Below are 15,735 nucleotides of genomic sequence, written 5' to 3'. Positions count from 1 at the left end.
CGATATGGTACGATTGATATTTAGTTAAACACCCGATAACAAAAAGTTTGAAAATGATAACTTCAGATTACCTGAGTAGAGTACTTTTGCGCAAAGTTAAATTTAAATTTAGAATAATTAAAAATAATATTCATTATGTTGAAAATTTTATATTTTACAATGCGAAAATTGGTGCTGGGACTGGGGTTGTTCATTGGTGGAAGTATCCTATATGCTCAGCAGTGGGAAAATGTAGGTTTGAGCACAATTGTTTCTACGGGAGGGAGTAGTAATAATAATCTGGCTATAGATCATTCAGGGAACTATTATTTATCATATTATGATGTGTCTGTTGGGAAAGGCTCGGTTCAGAAATTTGACGGAACCGGTTGGTCTTACGTAGGCGGAAGTGCAGGGATAACAAACGGATCAGCCCTTTACAATTCACTGACACTTGACAGTTCAGGAAATCCCTATTATACCAATCAGATCGGTTACCCGGGTTCCGGTCTGGAAGTACGTCAGTATACTGGTCTTGCATGGGCACAATTACCCAATGTTACATCGAATTCAGTAAATTATCATGCTTCGGCAGTATCATCCTCCAATGTTTTATTTACATATAGTAACGATGAATCCGGAACTGTTAAACGTTATGTAAACGGATCCTGGGAACAGGTTGGAAATAGTGGTTTTTCTAATGGAGCAGCATTTGCTGAAATGGTAATAGGATCAGATAATAAGGTATATACTTGTAGTGTAGCGAACGGAGTTAATGTATATCAAAATTCAACGGGGGCAACAGCTTCCGATAATTGGACATTGGTTGGTGGAAGTGTTGTTGATGCTTCTTCATCAGGAGAACAGTATTATTCAGATATTGCAATTGATAGCAATAATAATTTGTATGTTGCTTATGTTTCCAATGCTGCGAATGGAAGGAAAGTAAATGTTAAGAAGTTTAACGGAACTTCCTGGGTTCAGGTTGGAAATGCTTATTTTTCATCAGGAGCTGTTCAGTATACCGCAATTGCAGTAACACCTTCCGGTGAACCTTATGTAGCGGTTAGTCGATGGGAAAATGATAATCATTTAAGAAATACGGTTTACAAATTGGACAATGTAACTCAGTTATGGGGTGCTTTTGGAGGGGATTTTATTTCCGATGGAGGAGCTACATTTAATGATCTCGCGATCGATACATTGAACAAATATCTGGTTTTGGCTTATTCTCAGGATGGAACACGCGTAAAAAGAATTTCAATTGCCGGTTCATCTCAAACCTGTACCAATGCAGATCCGGGAAATAATCCCGGAGATACAGGATGTGTTTCTTTTACCTATAACGGAAGTCAGGTTTCTTATTCTACTGTTAGAGGTAAGGATGGGAAAATATGGCTTCAGCAGAATCTGGGAAGCATTCAGGTAGCTACCTCAATGACAGATGAAGATTCTTACGGAGACTTATTTCAGTGGGGGAGATGGGATGATGGACATCAGAAAAGAAATTCTCAAACAGTAGGCATTCCTACGCCGAATTCTCCAGATGGGTTAACCGGAATTACTTCTTTTGTAACCGGATCCTGGTGGAATGCCAATTCATTAACAGATCACTGGTCAGCAAACAATATGAATGCGGTAAACTCAGGAAACGGATATGATCCTTGTAAAGCAATAAGCCTGGATTGGAAAATGCCGAGCCAGGCAGATTGGGCTGCATTGCAAAGTGCTGAAGTAATCAATAATCCTGCAACCGCATACAGCAGTACTTTAAAATTGTCTGCGGGAGGATACAGAGGAGCTTCAACAGCTGACTTTACTTTTGTTGGGCAAAGAGGCTATTACTGGAGTTCCACCCCGTCAGCCTTCGGAGCCAAATACTTTTATATCGGGAATACTATTGGAAATCCAAATGCAGGCGGACCAAGAGGCCAAGGACAATCGGTAAGATGTGTCAAGGATGTATCTGCGCTAAGTACTTCCGAAATCAGACTTAATACAATAAGTGTATATCCAAATCCAACGAATGGAATTGTTAACATTGATGTGGATTCAGCAATAGAAAATGTGCAGGTAATGAATGCAGTAGGGCAAATTGTCAAAATTCCGTTTTTCAATAACAAGATTAATATGCAAGGAATTGCTAAAGGAGTTTATATGGTTCAGGTAAAGTTAAAGAGCGGGCAAACTTTTTCAAAAAAAATCATTAAAAACTAATACTTTACTATTGATTATTTAGAAGGTAATCGGTAAAGACCTTTGTTTTCAAAACTTATTCATATTCAATATATGACATTTTAAAAGATAGTTCATTTTTTAGTTAAATAAACCCGCAGTGTATACTATATTGTACATTGCGGGTTTTGTTTTAGGTTAAATTTTTGATGGATTTAATTTGCCATAGAATCTGCTTCAATAATAGCTTCAGCAAAAGCTTTCGGAGCTTCCTGCGGAACATTATGGCCTATTCCATTGAGGATTTTATGTACATATTTACCGGTAAATTGTTTGGCATAAGCTTTTCCATCTGCAGCGGGACCATCAAAATCACTTGCTATAGTAATGGTGGGTACATTAATAACGGGGCGTTTGTCCAAACGTTTTTCAAGATTGTCATATTTGGGCTCTCCTTTGGCCAGGGATAACCTCCAACGATAGTTATGAATAACAATTGCCGTATGATCGGGATTTTTAAAGGATTCGGCTGTCTGATCAAAGGTTGCCGTGTCAAAATTCCATTTTGGTGAAGCAGATTTCCAGATCAGTTTATTGAATTCATATGCATTTTTAGCATATCCTTTTTCACCTCTGTCGGTAGAAAAATAATATTGGTACCACCAGCCATATTCAGCTTCCGGAGTTAATGGATTTTTATTAGCTTCTAAATTTGTGACTAAATATCCGCTTACAGAAACAAGAGCTTTTACTCGTTCCGGCCATAACGCAGCCATAATGTCTGCTGTCCGGGCTCCCCAGTCGAACCCTCCAACTACTGCTTTGTTTATTTTAAGGGCATCCATCAAGGCAATGATATCCAGGGCAACAGCAGATTGCTGGGCATTTCTCATTGTATTTGGAGAGATAAAACGGGTCGTTCCAAATCCTCTCAGATAAGGAGTAATTACTCTGTATCCTTTTTGTGACAAAATCGGAACTACTTCATTGTAACTATGGATATCATATGGCCATCCGTGAAGAAGAATAACAGGAGTTCCATTGGCTGGTCCGGCTTCAGTATACCCGATATTGAGTACACCTGCATCAATCTGCTTTAAAACTCCGAGCGAACTTTCCTGATCCTGAGGATGAGCGGATGTTTGCTGTGCGTGGAGCGAGCCCGTTGTAATAAGAATGAGAAAAACGGCATTTAGAATCAGCTTTTCCATTACATTTTGAATTTTGAATCTTTGTAACATAGCTTTAGGTTTTTGATTTTTTGGAGTGATTTTTATTTATGATTCAAAAGTAGGACGATTCGTAAAGCCTTACCATTGTTACTTATTTCAACCGGGCATTATTAATCGTGAAGCGGTCATTTTAAATTGTGAATGATTAATTAGTAATTTTTGTGTATTATTTTGTTTAAAATAAATTGCTTTTAAGAAATTAAACTATTTTAGTATATAAATAGAAAAACGACCCTTATGAAGAAATTTTACTTTTTTATATTGCTGTTGATCAATTTTTTTGTGTTCGGACAAATCAACTATACCATTACTCCCGGACAGTTTAACGAAACAGATCAGATCACACTGACAGTTCCTGGTGATCAGATTGATGAATCGGCCTGGAACGTTAGTAACCACGCGATTTATATTTGGGCATGGTCACTGGATACCAACTACATGAATAGTCAGAATTGTCCTACAAATGGGAACTGGAACAATTCTGATGATCAGAATAAACTGAATTATAATTCAACGACAGATACGTATTCACTGACTTTTACACCAACAACTTTTTTTGGAAGAACAGGAATCGGAAGATTTGGTTTTCTATTAAAAGACAAGGCGGGAACCCATCAAACTTCTCCGGATATTTTTGTAAATGTAGGTGTATTAAATCTCACCCTGACAAATCCGCTGCCAAATAGCTTGACATCTGTACCTTCAGGAGGTTCTGTTTCTATATCAGCAACAACAAACGTCGCCGCTAATTTTCAATTAAAAGCTAATGGAGTTGTTGTAAATTCAACATCTACTCCTTCTGTTTCGTACTCTTACACCTATATGGTATCTGCAGATGCTGATATGGAACTCATTGCTACAGATAATTCCGGGACTAAAAATGCGAAATTCATAATACAGATTCCAAGAAATGTAATATCTCAGGCTATTCCTTCATGGATACGTCAAGGCATTAATTATCATCCTACCGACAATACAAAGGTTGGTTTAGCATTGTATGCTCCCCATAAAAACTTTGTGCATGTCATCGGAAGTTTTAATAGTTGGACAGTAAATGATAATTACCTGATGAAAAGGGATACTACAAACACTGATTTATATTGGATTGAGTTAGATGGGATTACTCCGCAGCAGCTGTATACTTTTCAATACCGAACGAATGACCTGAAAAAAGTAGCAGATCCTTTTTCTCCGCAGATTTTGTCTTCTTACGACGACCAATGGATTCCGTCATCCACATATCCCAATTTGCCACCCTTTCCTGCGGGACAGAATTTTGAAGCTTCTATGTTTAAAACAGGGCAGCCAAATTATAATTGGCAGGTTACCAATTTCCAGAGACCAGATAAAGAAGATCTGATTGTATACGAGTTGCTATTAAGAGATTTTACACAGGAAAAAAACTGGCAATCTCTTATCAATAAGATTACCTATTTAAAGAATTTAAAAATTAATGCGATTGAGCTTCTTCCTATTATGGAATTTGAAGGAAACCTTTCATGGGGATATAATACCTCTTTTCATTATGCATTAGATAAAGCCTATGGGACACCGGAGAAATTTAAAGAATTTGTAGATCTGTGCCACCAAAACGGGATTGCTGTGATTTTAGATGTGGCATTTAATCATGCTACGGGAAGGTCTCCATTGGTAAGATTATGGAATATTGATCCTGACGGGGATGGATATGGGGATGTAGCAGCTAATAATCCTTATTTTAATCAGGTTCCCAAACATTCTTACAATGTTTTCAATGACTTCAATCACACAAGTTCAGCCACGAGATATTATGTTGAACGGACCTTGCAGCAATGGCTGACGGAATATAAAATTGATGGTTTCCGTTGGGATCTCACCAAAGGATTTACCCAAAATTGTTCCGAAAATGATGAGAACTGCACGAATGCTTATCAACAGGACAGGGTAGATATTTTAAAGTACTATGCGGATAAACAGTGGGCAATTGACCCTAATTCATATATGATTTTTGAACATTTAGGAACAGATGCAGAAGAACAGCAATGGGCCAACTACAGAGTTGCTGAAGGAAAAGGAGTGCTGCTTTGGAATAAGCAAACAGAGCCTTATAACCAGAATACAATGGGATATAAGGAAAACAGCAATTTTGACCGGATGAATCATCAGCTTCACGGATTCACCAAAATGAATGCTGTAGGATATGGAGAAAGCCATGATGAAGAAAGACTTATGTTTAAAAATTTAGAATATGGCGCGATAAACGGTGCTTATAGTGTAAAAAATCTTGATACGGCTCTTGAAAGGATGAAAGCTTTTGGAGCGACCTTCTTTACCATACCGGGACCGAAAATGATCTGGCAATTTGGAGAACTTGGTTATGAATTCAGTATTAACCGATGTGCCGACGGAACCATTAATAATGGTTGCAGAACCGACGAAAAGCCAATTGCCTTTACATTAGGTTACGATAACAACCCAAACAGAAAAGCGGTCTATGATACATGGGCGCAAATTATTACCATTCGAAATACATATCCCGTGTTTAAATCAAAAACCTATACAGTAGAATCCAATAACCTTTCTAATGATCCGGATGGATTGATAACCAGGATATTTGTTTATGACAATCTTCTTAATAACGGGATGAAAAATGTAGTAGTTCTGGCGAATTACAATACAACAACGAAGAATGTTATTCCTTATTTTCCATATACAGGTCAATGGCAGAACTTAATGGATCAAACTATTTCAAATATTACCTCGACTACCGCTCCTATTGTATTACAACCCGGAGAATTCAGGATTTTTGGGAATTATACAGGCAATTTATCTACTGTGGATGAAAATGCACCTAATAGACTATCTCTTCAGGTAATGGAGAATCCGGTGCATAATAAAGTAGTAAAACTAAAATATTACAAGGCTAAGAATGGAGTAATTGCATTGTATGATATGACAGGTAAAAAGCTGGAATCATTCGCGCTCAAAAATGAGAGTGGAACTTATGAGTTTAAAATGGATTATGCTGCAGGAACTTATCTTGTTCATCTGAATTCTGAGTCGGGAATTGCGATACAAAAGATCATCATTAAATAGTTTGAATGTTAAATGATTCTTTTGTACAATTGTATACTATTTAGTTTTTTTACTTTGTTGATCGTGCAAATTAGTACTTTAAAGAAGTTAATATGTATAAGGGGGCCAAAGACGGTATAAATCAGAAACTAAAGGAGTTTCAAATTGAATTAATAATTCATATCTTTGCAGCCACAAAATTTCTATAATGTCCAAGTCATTAATTCCAAAACTGGAAGCTATAAAACAACGATATAATGAGGTTGCCGACCTTATTATCCAGCCTGATGTTATTTCTGATCAGAAAAGATATTCTTCTCTGAACAAAGAATATAGCGATCTGGGAAAAATCGTTAAAGTGTACGACCAATATAAAGCGGCATTAGATACAATTGAAGAATCTGATGAAATTATTGCTGATGGTTCAGACAGAGACCTGGTAGATCTTGCTAAAGAAGAAAAATTAGAAGCTCAGGCAAAACTTCCTGCTTTTGAAGAGGAATTGAAAGTATTGCTGATTCCTAAGGATCCTGCAGATGATAAAAATATCATTGTGGAATTGCGTGCAGGAACAGGGGGTGATGAAGCAGCTATTTTTGTGGAAGATATTTACAGAATGTATACCATGTATTTCAAAACTAAAGGTTGGAGACATGAAGTAACAGACTCTAATGAAGCTGCAAAAGGCTATAAGGAATTGATCATGAAAGTGGAAGGTGAAGGAGTGTACGGAATCATGAAGTTTGAATCCGGAGTTCACCGTGTACAACGTGTACCTGAAACTGAATCCCAGGGAAGAGTACATACTTCTGCCATTACTATTGCTGTATTACCTGAAGCTGAAGAAGTAGATGTGGAGATCAATCCTGCAGATATTGAAATGCAGACTTCGCGTTCCGGAGGAGCTGGGGGTCAGAACGTAAACAAGGTTGAAACAAAAGTTCAGTTGACTCACAAACCTTCAGGTCTTGTGGTGGTATGTCAACAGGCACGTTCTCAGCTGGCTAACCGTGAATTAGCAATGGAAATGCTTCGTGCAAAATTATACGACATCAAACTGCAGGAAGTTCAGGGAGATATCGCTGCACAAAGAAAAACGATGGTATCTACAGGAGACCGTTCAGCAAAAATTAAAACCTATAATTATCCTCAGGGTAGGGTAACAGATCATAGAATCAATAAATCGATGTATAATCTGGATGCCTATATGAATGGGGATATCTCTGAAATGATTGATGCTGTAATCATGGCTGAGAATGCAGAAAAAATGAAGGGAGAAGAAGATAATTATTAAATTTTTTAAATTAAATAAATAAAATAGCCTCTGTTTTCAGAGGCTATTTTATTTTAAATGTCTCATTCGTAACACCAATCTATATTATGAAAGCTTACAGAGCTATTATTTTTATAAAACGGTATTTTCCAAACGATTAGATTGTATGGTTTGAAACAAATGGGAGATGTCTTAATTGACAAACAGCCCGGATCGGATTGTCCCTAACCTTACCGATTTTATTTTGAAAGTTTTAATGTAAAATATTAATCAAATTGAGCCTGTATAACAGGTTTTTTTTATTTGATGATATTATGTATTTTTGATAAAATCCTTTGAAATGAATTTTAAACCGATCTTATTAACAGCTGGAGTTTTATTTTCAGCATCTTTTTATTCACAAAAAATGACTTATCCTAAGGCCCTAAAAGGTAATCAGACTGATACCTATTTCGGAACTGCTGTGGCGGATCCTTTCAGAGATTTGGAAAATGACTCCCAGCCCACTAAAAAATGGGTGGATGAAGAAGTTGCTTTCAGCCAGAATTACCTTTCAAAAATACCCTTTAGAGAAAAAATAAAAAATCAATTGAGGGATATCTGGAATTATGAAAAGATTTCTGCACCTTCAAATGAAGGAGATTTTACTTATTATAATAAAAATGACGGGCTGCAGGCACAATCCGTGATATACAGAACAAATAATAAAACGAAGACTACAGAAGTATTCCTTGACCCCAATAAGTTTTCTGAAAAAGGAACCACTTCTCTTTCTCAGCTTTCATTTAATAAAAAAGGGAATTTAGCGGCTTATTCTATTTCTGAAGGTGGAAGTGACTGGAATAAAATTATCATTATTGATGCTATTACAAAGAAGCAAATCGATGATACATTGACGGATGTTAAATTCAGTGGTATTTCCTGGCAAGGAGATGAAGGATTTTATTATTCCAGCTACGATAAACCTAAAGAGGGAACTGTGCTTTCAGGGATGACCGATAAGCATAAAGTATACTTTCACAAATTAGGAACAAAACAATCTTCTGATCAACTGATTTTCGGAGGAGATAAAACACCAAGGAGATATATCGGAGCAAATGTTTCTGAAGATCAGAGATATCTTATCATATCAGCTGCTAATACTACAAGCGGGAACGAATTATATATCAAGGATCTTAAAAATGGAGGTGATTTCATACAAATTAATAAAGGATTTGACATTAGTGCGGGTATTGTAGATACGGAAGGAGATAACTTGTTTATTTTCACGGATAAAGACGCTCCAAATATGCGTCTTGTAAAAACCAGCATTAAAAACCCTTCTCTTGAAAACTGGATCGATGTCATTCCTCAGACAGAAAATGTATTGGGAATTTCTACCGGTGGAGGATATTTCTTTGCAACATATATGGTAGATGCCATTGATCAGGTAAAGCAATATGATAAAACGGGTAAACTTGTAAGAGATATAGTTCTTCCGGGAAAAGGAAATATTTCAGGTTTCGGAGGAAAGAAAGATGAAAAAGAACTTTACTTTTCTTTTACCAACTATATTACACCGGGAACAACTTATAAGTTTAACGCTGATACTGGTAAATCAGAGGTTTACCAGAAACCAAAGGTAAAATTCAATCCTGAGGATTACATATCTGAGCAGGTATTTTATACATCAAAAGATGGAACGAAAATTCCTATGATGATTAACTACAAGAAAGGGGTAAAGCTGGACGGTAAAAATCCTACTATTCTTTATTCTTACGGAGGTTTTAATATCAGCTTACAGCCATCATTCTCTGTTGTCAATGCGATCTGGATGGAGAATGGAGGAATTTATGCAGTTCCGAATATCCGTGGAGGTGGGGAGTATGGTAAGAAATGGCATGATGCGGGAACAAAAATGCAAAAGAAAAATGTATTTGAGGATTTCATTGCTGCCGGAGAATACCTGCAAAATAAAAAATATACTTCGAAAGAGTATATGGCGCTTTCTGGAAGGTCAAACGGAGGATTGCTGGTTGGAGCTACGATGACCATGCGACCTGATCTCGCTAGAGTAGCATTTCCAGGAGTAGGTGTTCTGGACATGTTGAGGTATAATAAATTTACGGCAGGTGCCGGATGGTCTTATGACTATGGAACAGCAGAAGACAACAAAGAGATGTTTGATTATCTAAAATCTTATTCACCGGTACATAATGTAAAGGCCGGAACTTGTTATCCGTCGACTATGATTATTACAAGTGATCATGATGACAGGGTTGTTCCAGCGCATTCATTCAAATTCGGTGCTGAACTTCAGGAGAAACAAGCCTGTAAAAATCCAATCCTGTTAAGAATTGAAAAAAATGCAGGACATGGAGCCGGAAGATCGACCGAACAGGTTATTGGTGAAAATGCGGATTTAATTTCTTTTGCTTTGTTTGAAATGGGAATTAGATTGTAATTGATTAATTTTTTTTAATAAAATATACAAATTGTTAAACCGAAAGATCAATCTTTCGGTTTTTTTGCACGAAAAAATGTGTAATTATTTAATTTTTTTTTGCATTTATGGTTTATTTTTTTAATATCAAATGTATAAGGAGGGGTTAAATTGATGCTTTAGTTGATTATTAACTTTTTTGATGTGTTATTAGTATTTTTTGTTTTTATTTTTGTTGAAATGCTTAACGTTTTTATTAAAATAAATGTAATTTATGAAAAAGAAAGTTCTACTTATTTGTGCACTAGCTGCTGGACTTACCAGTAGTTATGCTCAAAGATGGGAATCCGTATCTCAAAAGACTTCCCAGTTACGAAAAGAAGTAGAGGTTAAATATGCTTATAAAGTAGATTTAACTTCGCTCAGAAATTTATTAAAAGATGCTGTTGAAACAGGAAACAATGCCAAACCTGTTGTTATTAATTTACCTACGGTAGAGGGAAAAATTGAAAAGTTTGCTGTGTACAGTAATCCTGTTATGGAGAAATCTCTGGCAGATAGATATCAGTTAGGTTCATATGTTGGGGTAGGTATTGATGATCCTTCCAAATATGTAAGATTCAGTACCTCGCCGACTGAAATGCAATCTATGATTATTAAGGATGGCGTATTTCAATTTATAGAACCTATTTCTACAGATAAGCAGACATATGGAGTCTTTTACAAGACGAAGAGGACTGAAGGAGATCATGGGTTTGAATGTACAAGTGAGGAAAAGAGCTTTAAAGATATAAAGACGCTGGAGGGTAACGGAAAAAAAAAGCTTTCTAGTGTAGGAATTACAAGTAGACCTTCCAGTACAAAGTATAGAACATATAAGCTTGCACTGTCTGTTACAGGTGAATATACCCAGCATTTTGGCGGAGTACCTGGTGCTGTTGCACAGATGAATACGACGATGACTCGTGTAAACGGAGTATTTGAAAAAGATTTTGGAGTTAAATTAATTGTTCAGGATTTGCCAACAATTGTTTATAGTAACCCTGCTACAGATCCATATTCTGATGCTGCTGCTGGATCGGCAGGAGCTTGGAACTTAGAATTACAAAATACTTTAACAGCCAATGTAGGAAATGCTAATTATGATATTGGACACTTATTCGGAGCTGATGGAGGAGGGGGAAATGCAGGATGTGTTGGGTGTATTTGTGTAGATCCGTCGACTGCAGAGCCAGAAGGTAAAGGTTCCGGATTTACTTCTCCTTCAAATGGAAATCCAAGTGGTGATACTTTTGATATCGACTATGTTGCCCATGAAATGGGGCATCAGTTAGGGGGAAACCATACTTTCTCAAAAAGCACTGAAGGTTCAGGAGTGAATGTAGAACCTGGGGGTGGAACAACGATTATGAGTTATGCAGGAATTACACAGGACAATGTACAAATGAATTCCGATGCTTATTTCCACTATGCTTCAATCAATCAAATACTAACAAATCTTGAAGGTAAGCCGGCTGCTTGTGGTATATCTCAAGATATTACAACGAATACTCCACCTGTAATTTCTCCTCTTACATCTTATAGCATTCCAAAAGGAACAGCATATTATTTAGATGCAGTAGCAACAGATGCTCAAAATGACCCATTGAAATATACATGGGAACAATATGACAGTGTTGATGACTTCGCTTCAATTTCAGGAGATAGTGGATGGGGATACAATACTCAGGGATCCTTAGCAAGATCTTTCTTTGGAACAGCAAGTGGAAGAAGATATTTTCCAAGTCTGCCTTTAGTAATGAATGGTACTCTTACCAATAAAGCGACATGGGAAACAGTTCCTTATGTGCCTAGAACTTTACACTATGCAGTGACAGTAAGAGATGAGAATACTGTAAGACCAATGTTATCTTCTTCTGAGACTACTGTAACAGTTGGTAATGATGGACCATTTAAATTTAACGGATTAACTGCTTCCTCGGTATTATATAATAATGCTTCAAACACGATCCAATGGGAGGTGGCTAATACCAATGCAGCTCCTTATAATGTTACCAATGTGAAAATAGATTATACAACCGATAACGGAAATACATGGACTGATCTGGTAGCTACTACTCCCAATACAGGCAATTATTCCGCACAAATGCCAAGTAATTTAACAGGTGCTGTTAAGTTTAGAATATCAGCAATTGGAAATATATTTTATGCGGTGTCTCCTCAGGTTACTATTGGAACAGCCCCTACATCAACGACTAATGCTCCTACAGGAGTTTTCGTACTGCCTTCTGAAATTTTAAAGACCACGGCAAGAGTTTCTTGGAACAGTGTTCCCGGAGCTAATACTTATTCTATTAACTATAGAAAAGTTGGTGAAGTAAATTGGGCTAATGCGGTAAGTAATACTAATTCTGTTTCTTTAACAGGTCTTGAAGACGAAACCAGTTATGAAACCCAAGTTGCAGCTGTAGTAAACAATGTACCTGGAGCATTCTCTACGAATTATACTTTCAAAACGAAAGGTTTAAGAACAGGAGTTGACTACTGTTTGATGACTACGGGGGGGAATAATCTTCTTGCACCCTACTACAGCGGGCTTATTCAATTAAATCTGGCTAATGTTAATTATTTCTCAGGTAACTTGAATACTGCAGCTAGAACCTATTTGGATTTTAGTGAAGATGCCAGTAAATTAATCAACTTAACAAAAGGTACTCAATATACTATTTCATTTAGAAATTTAGGTCATGGTCTTGGAACTTATAATGACTGGTTAGAAATATGGATTGATTATAATAGAAATGGTACTTTTGAAGCCTCAGAAAAGATAGGATCTAGTGGTGCCGTTCCTGTTTATAATGCTGCAAATGATCTTAATTTCCATGATGGGACGATTGTATTTACGGTACCAGCAACTGCCTACTCAGGTGACAAAACATTAAGAATGAGAGTGGCAAGTACTTTCTTTAATCCTGCTACTGGGCCATGTGGTACTTCCTCTATTCCGGTAGGTGGCGGTGGAGTAATTTCAACGGGTTCTTTTAGAGACTTTTCTGTAAAAATTACAGGAGCACTTGCTGTGGATGAAGTAAAAGGAACAAAATCTGAAATTGAGATTTATCCAAACCCTGCCGATACCTTTGTTGAAGTTAAAAATCTTAAAGGAAAAGCAGATTATAAGATCTACAGCGCTGAAGGAAGACTAGTACAAAGCGGTAAACTGGAAGGTCAAAGAATTAATGTAGCTTCACTTATTAAAGGAATGTATGTTATTACCATTACCGGTGAAACTAAAACATACAGTACAAAGCTGATTAAGAAATAATAAAGTTAAAAATTAGATCGGAGCCGGACAATTGTCCGGCTTTTTATTTAGCTATTGGTTTTAATAACAGGTGTTTAACTGTAGTTTCATGTTTCATTCAAAAAAATTAACTTTACGGGGATAAAATTATTGAAATGCGAAAGACAATTTCTGTAAGAAAACTGAATCTGGATATTTTGCCTAAAGAAGGTGAGATTTATAATTTCGAAAAGGATGGGTTAGAATTAAAATCATCCTACACCCATGAAGATGTTAAAGATAAAGCTCTTACAGAGACATCTCCCGGAATTTCACCTTATTTAAGAGGGCCGTATTCAACGATGTATGTTCAAAAACCTTGGACAATACGTCAGTATGCCGGATTTTCTACCGCTGAAGAGTCTAACGCATTCTATAGAAGAAACCTGGCAGCAGGGCAAAAAGGATTGTCTGTAGCATTCGATCTTGCCACCCACAGAGGATATGATTCCAATCATGCAAGAGTTGTGGGAGATGTTGGGAAAGCCGGGGTTGCCATTGATTCCGTTGAGGATATGAAGATTTTATTCAATGAAATCCCTCTGGATCAGATTTCGGTTTCCATGACGATGAACGGTGCGGTCTTACCAATCTTATCGTTCTATATTGTTGCCGCAGAAGAACAAGGTGTTCAACAGGATCAGCTCTCAGGAACCATTCAGAATGATATTCTGAAAGAGTTCATGGTAAGAAATACGTATATTTATCCGCCTACCCCTTCCATGAAGATCATTGCGGATATCTTTGAATATACATCTAAATACATTCCCAAATTCAATTCTATTTCGATTTCTGGTTATCATATGCAGGAAGCGGGAGCAACCCCTGTTCTTGAAATGGCATATACATTGGCAGATGGTTTGGAATATGTAAGGACAGGAATTAAAGCGGGAATGAATGTGGATGATTTTGCCCCAAGACTTTCTTTTTTCTGGGCAATAGGCATGAACCATTTTATGGAAATAGCTAAAATGCGTGCTGCAAGATACATCTGGGCTAATCTTTTGAAACAGTTCAACCCTCAGAATCCAAAATCTTTAGCGCTGAGAACCCATTCTCAAACATCAGGATGGTCACTTACAGAGCAGGAACCTTTTAATAATATTACCCGGACTGCTATTGAAGCATTATCTTCAGCATTAGGAGGAACACAATCCTTACATACCAACGCATTGGATGAAGCGATTGCTTTACCTACAGATTATTCAGCAAAAATTGCCAGAAATACCCAAATTATTTTACAGCAGGAAAGTGGAATTTGTGATGTGGTGGATCCGATGGGGGGAAGCAATCTGGTGGAAAGTCTTACCCAGCAGATGATTGAGGAGGCAATGAGGTATATCGATGAGGTGGAACAGGAAGGAGGAATGACGAAAGCAATTGAAGCAGGAATTCCTAAAATGAGAATTGAGGAAGCGGCAGCCAGAAAGCAGGCAAAAATAGATAGCGGTGAGGAATTTATCATTGGTGTCAATTCATTTAAATCGGCTCTGAAACAAGAGCCTATTGAGATCCTTGATATCGATAATACGGAAGTTCGCAGAAAACAGATAGAAAGACTGGATTCCATTAAGCAAACAAGAAATGGAGAAGCTGTTGAAGAGATCTTAAATGAGATCAGAGAGAGTGCAAAAACAGGTAAAGGAAACCTTTTAGCTTTATGTATTGAAGCGGCAAGAAGAAGAGTGACACTTGGTGAAATGAGTGATGCGATGGAAGAGAGCTTTGGAAGATACAAAGCCAATATCAGAACAATTTCAGGAGTATATGCAATGAATGCGAGTAAAAATGAATATTTCGAAAAAGCCCTTCATCTCACTCAAAAATTTGAGGAAGAAGAAGGACGTCGCCCAAGATTAATGGTTGCCAAAATGGGGCAAGACGGACACGACCGTGGTGCTAAGGTAGTGGCAACAGCATTTGCAGATATGGGATTTGATGTGGATGTAGCTCCTTTATTTCAGACTCCGGAAGAAGTAGCGAAACAAGCTGTAGAGAATGATATTCATATTTTAGGAGTGTCTTCTCTCGCAGCAGGCCATAAAACCCTCGTTCCACAGGTCGTGGAAGAATTAAAAAAATTAGGGGCAGATGATGTAACGATTGTAGTAGGTGGGGTTATTCCTCAGCAGGATTATGAATTTCTTTACGCAAACGGTGCAGACTTTATTTTCGGCCCCGGAACCAATCTTCCTAAATGCGCTGTAGAGATCCTGGATAAGTTTCTAAACAAAAGTTAAATATTTTAATATTGGCC

At 37.2% G+C, this 15,735-nt stretch carries 7 protein-coding genes; 6 read left to right on the top strand and 1 reads right to left on the bottom strand.

Going from position 1 to position 15,735, the window contains the following annotated elements:
• The first annotated feature begins 135 nt into the window (after positions 1–135).
• The gene (locus ACNFU2_RS13060; RefSeq protein ID WP_306613037.1) at positions 136–2,196 is read left to right on the top strand and encodes a T9SS type A sorting domain-containing protein; all 2,061 of its coding nucleotides are present in this window, start codon (positions 136–138) and stop codon (positions 2,194–2,196) included.
• Between the two features lie 173 nt (positions 2,197–2,369).
• Here the strand turns inward: ACNFU2_RS13060 and ACNFU2_RS13055 are convergent, their stop codons facing one another.
• Positions 2,370–3,395, bottom strand: coding sequence for an alpha/beta fold hydrolase (locus tag ACNFU2_RS13055; protein WP_228457007.1), 1,026 nt, complete (start codon positions 3,393–3,395; stop codon positions 2,370–2,372).
• Between the two features lie 228 nt (positions 3,396–3,623).
• On the opposite strand from ACNFU2_RS13055, the gene ACNFU2_RS13050 reads away from it, so the two are divergent.
• The 5 genes from ACNFU2_RS13050 (at position 3,624) to scpA (ending at position 15,718) form a co-directional block, all read left to right on the top strand.
• Positions 3,624–6,461: an alpha-amylase family glycosyl hydrolase gene (locus ACNFU2_RS13050; RefSeq protein WP_306613034.1), complete on the top strand. Its 2,838-nt coding sequence runs from the start codon at positions 3,624–3,626 to the stop codon at positions 6,459–6,461.
• A gap of 187 nt (positions 6,462–6,648) precedes the next feature.
• Positions 6,649–7,734, top strand: a complete 1,086-nt coding sequence (gene prfA, locus ACNFU2_RS13045) for a peptide chain release factor 1 (protein ID WP_172281336.1) — start codon at positions 6,649–6,651, stop codon at positions 7,732–7,734.
• Between the two features lie 319 nt (positions 7,735–8,053).
• Positions 8,054–10,156 carry a prolyl oligopeptidase family serine peptidase gene (locus tag ACNFU2_RS13040; RefSeq protein WP_273650085.1) on the top strand — a complete coding sequence of 701 codons (2,103 nt, stop codon included), beginning with the start codon at positions 8,054–8,056 and terminating at the stop codon, positions 10,154–10,156.
• A gap of 253 nt (positions 10,157–10,409) precedes the next feature.
• Positions 10,410–13,460: a reprolysin-like metallopeptidase gene (locus ACNFU2_RS13035; RefSeq protein ID WP_273650083.1), complete on the top strand. Its 3,051-nt coding sequence runs from the start codon at positions 10,410–10,412 to the stop codon at positions 13,458–13,460.
• Between the two features lie 134 nt (positions 13,461–13,594).
• Positions 13,595–15,718 (top strand): methylmalonyl-CoA mutase, encoded by a 2,124-nt coding sequence (gene scpA, locus ACNFU2_RS13030; RefSeq protein ID WP_273650081.1) that lies wholly within the window; start codon positions 13,595–13,597, stop codon positions 15,716–15,718.
• The last annotated feature ends 17 nt before the right edge of the window (positions 15,719–15,735 follow it).

The sequence above is a fragment of the Chryseobacterium sp. PTM-20240506 genome (assembly GCF_048296755.1).
GTDB classification, from domain to species: Bacteria; Bacteroidota; Bacteroidia; order Flavobacteriales; family Weeksellaceae; genus Chryseobacterium; species Chryseobacterium proteolyticum.
The sequence above is the reverse complement of the archived record's forward strand: the minus strand, read 5'-3'. Positions and strand labels throughout refer to the sequence as shown.

What these genes read in the sequence shown, in the direction of transcription:
- ACNFU2_RS13060 (WP_306613037.1), top strand. Translation starts at nt 136, where the DNA reads ATGTTGAAAATTTTATATTTTACAATGCGAAAATTGGTGCTGGGACTG.
- prfA (WP_172281336.1), top strand. Translation starts at nt 6,649, where the DNA reads ATGTCCAAGTCATTAATTCCAAAACTGGAAGCTATAAAACAACGATAT.
- scpA (WP_273650081.1), top strand. Translation starts at nt 13,595, where the DNA reads ATGCGAAAGACAATTTCTGTAAGAAAACTGAATCTGGATATTTTGCCT.
- ACNFU2_RS13040 (WP_273650085.1), top strand. Translation starts at nt 8,054, where the DNA reads ATGAATTTTAAACCGATCTTATTAACAGCTGGAGTTTTATTTTCAGCA.
- ACNFU2_RS13055 (WP_228457007.1), bottom strand. Translation starts at nt 3,395, where the DNA reads ATGTTACAAAGATTCAAAATTCAAAATGTAATGGAAAAGCTGATTCTA.
- ACNFU2_RS13050 (WP_306613034.1), top strand. Translation starts at nt 3,624, where the DNA reads ATGAAGAAATTTTACTTTTTTATATTGCTGTTGATCAATTTTTTTGTG.
- ACNFU2_RS13035 (WP_273650083.1), top strand. Translation starts at nt 10,410, where the DNA reads ATGAAAAAGAAAGTTCTACTTATTTGTGCACTAGCTGCTGGACTTACC.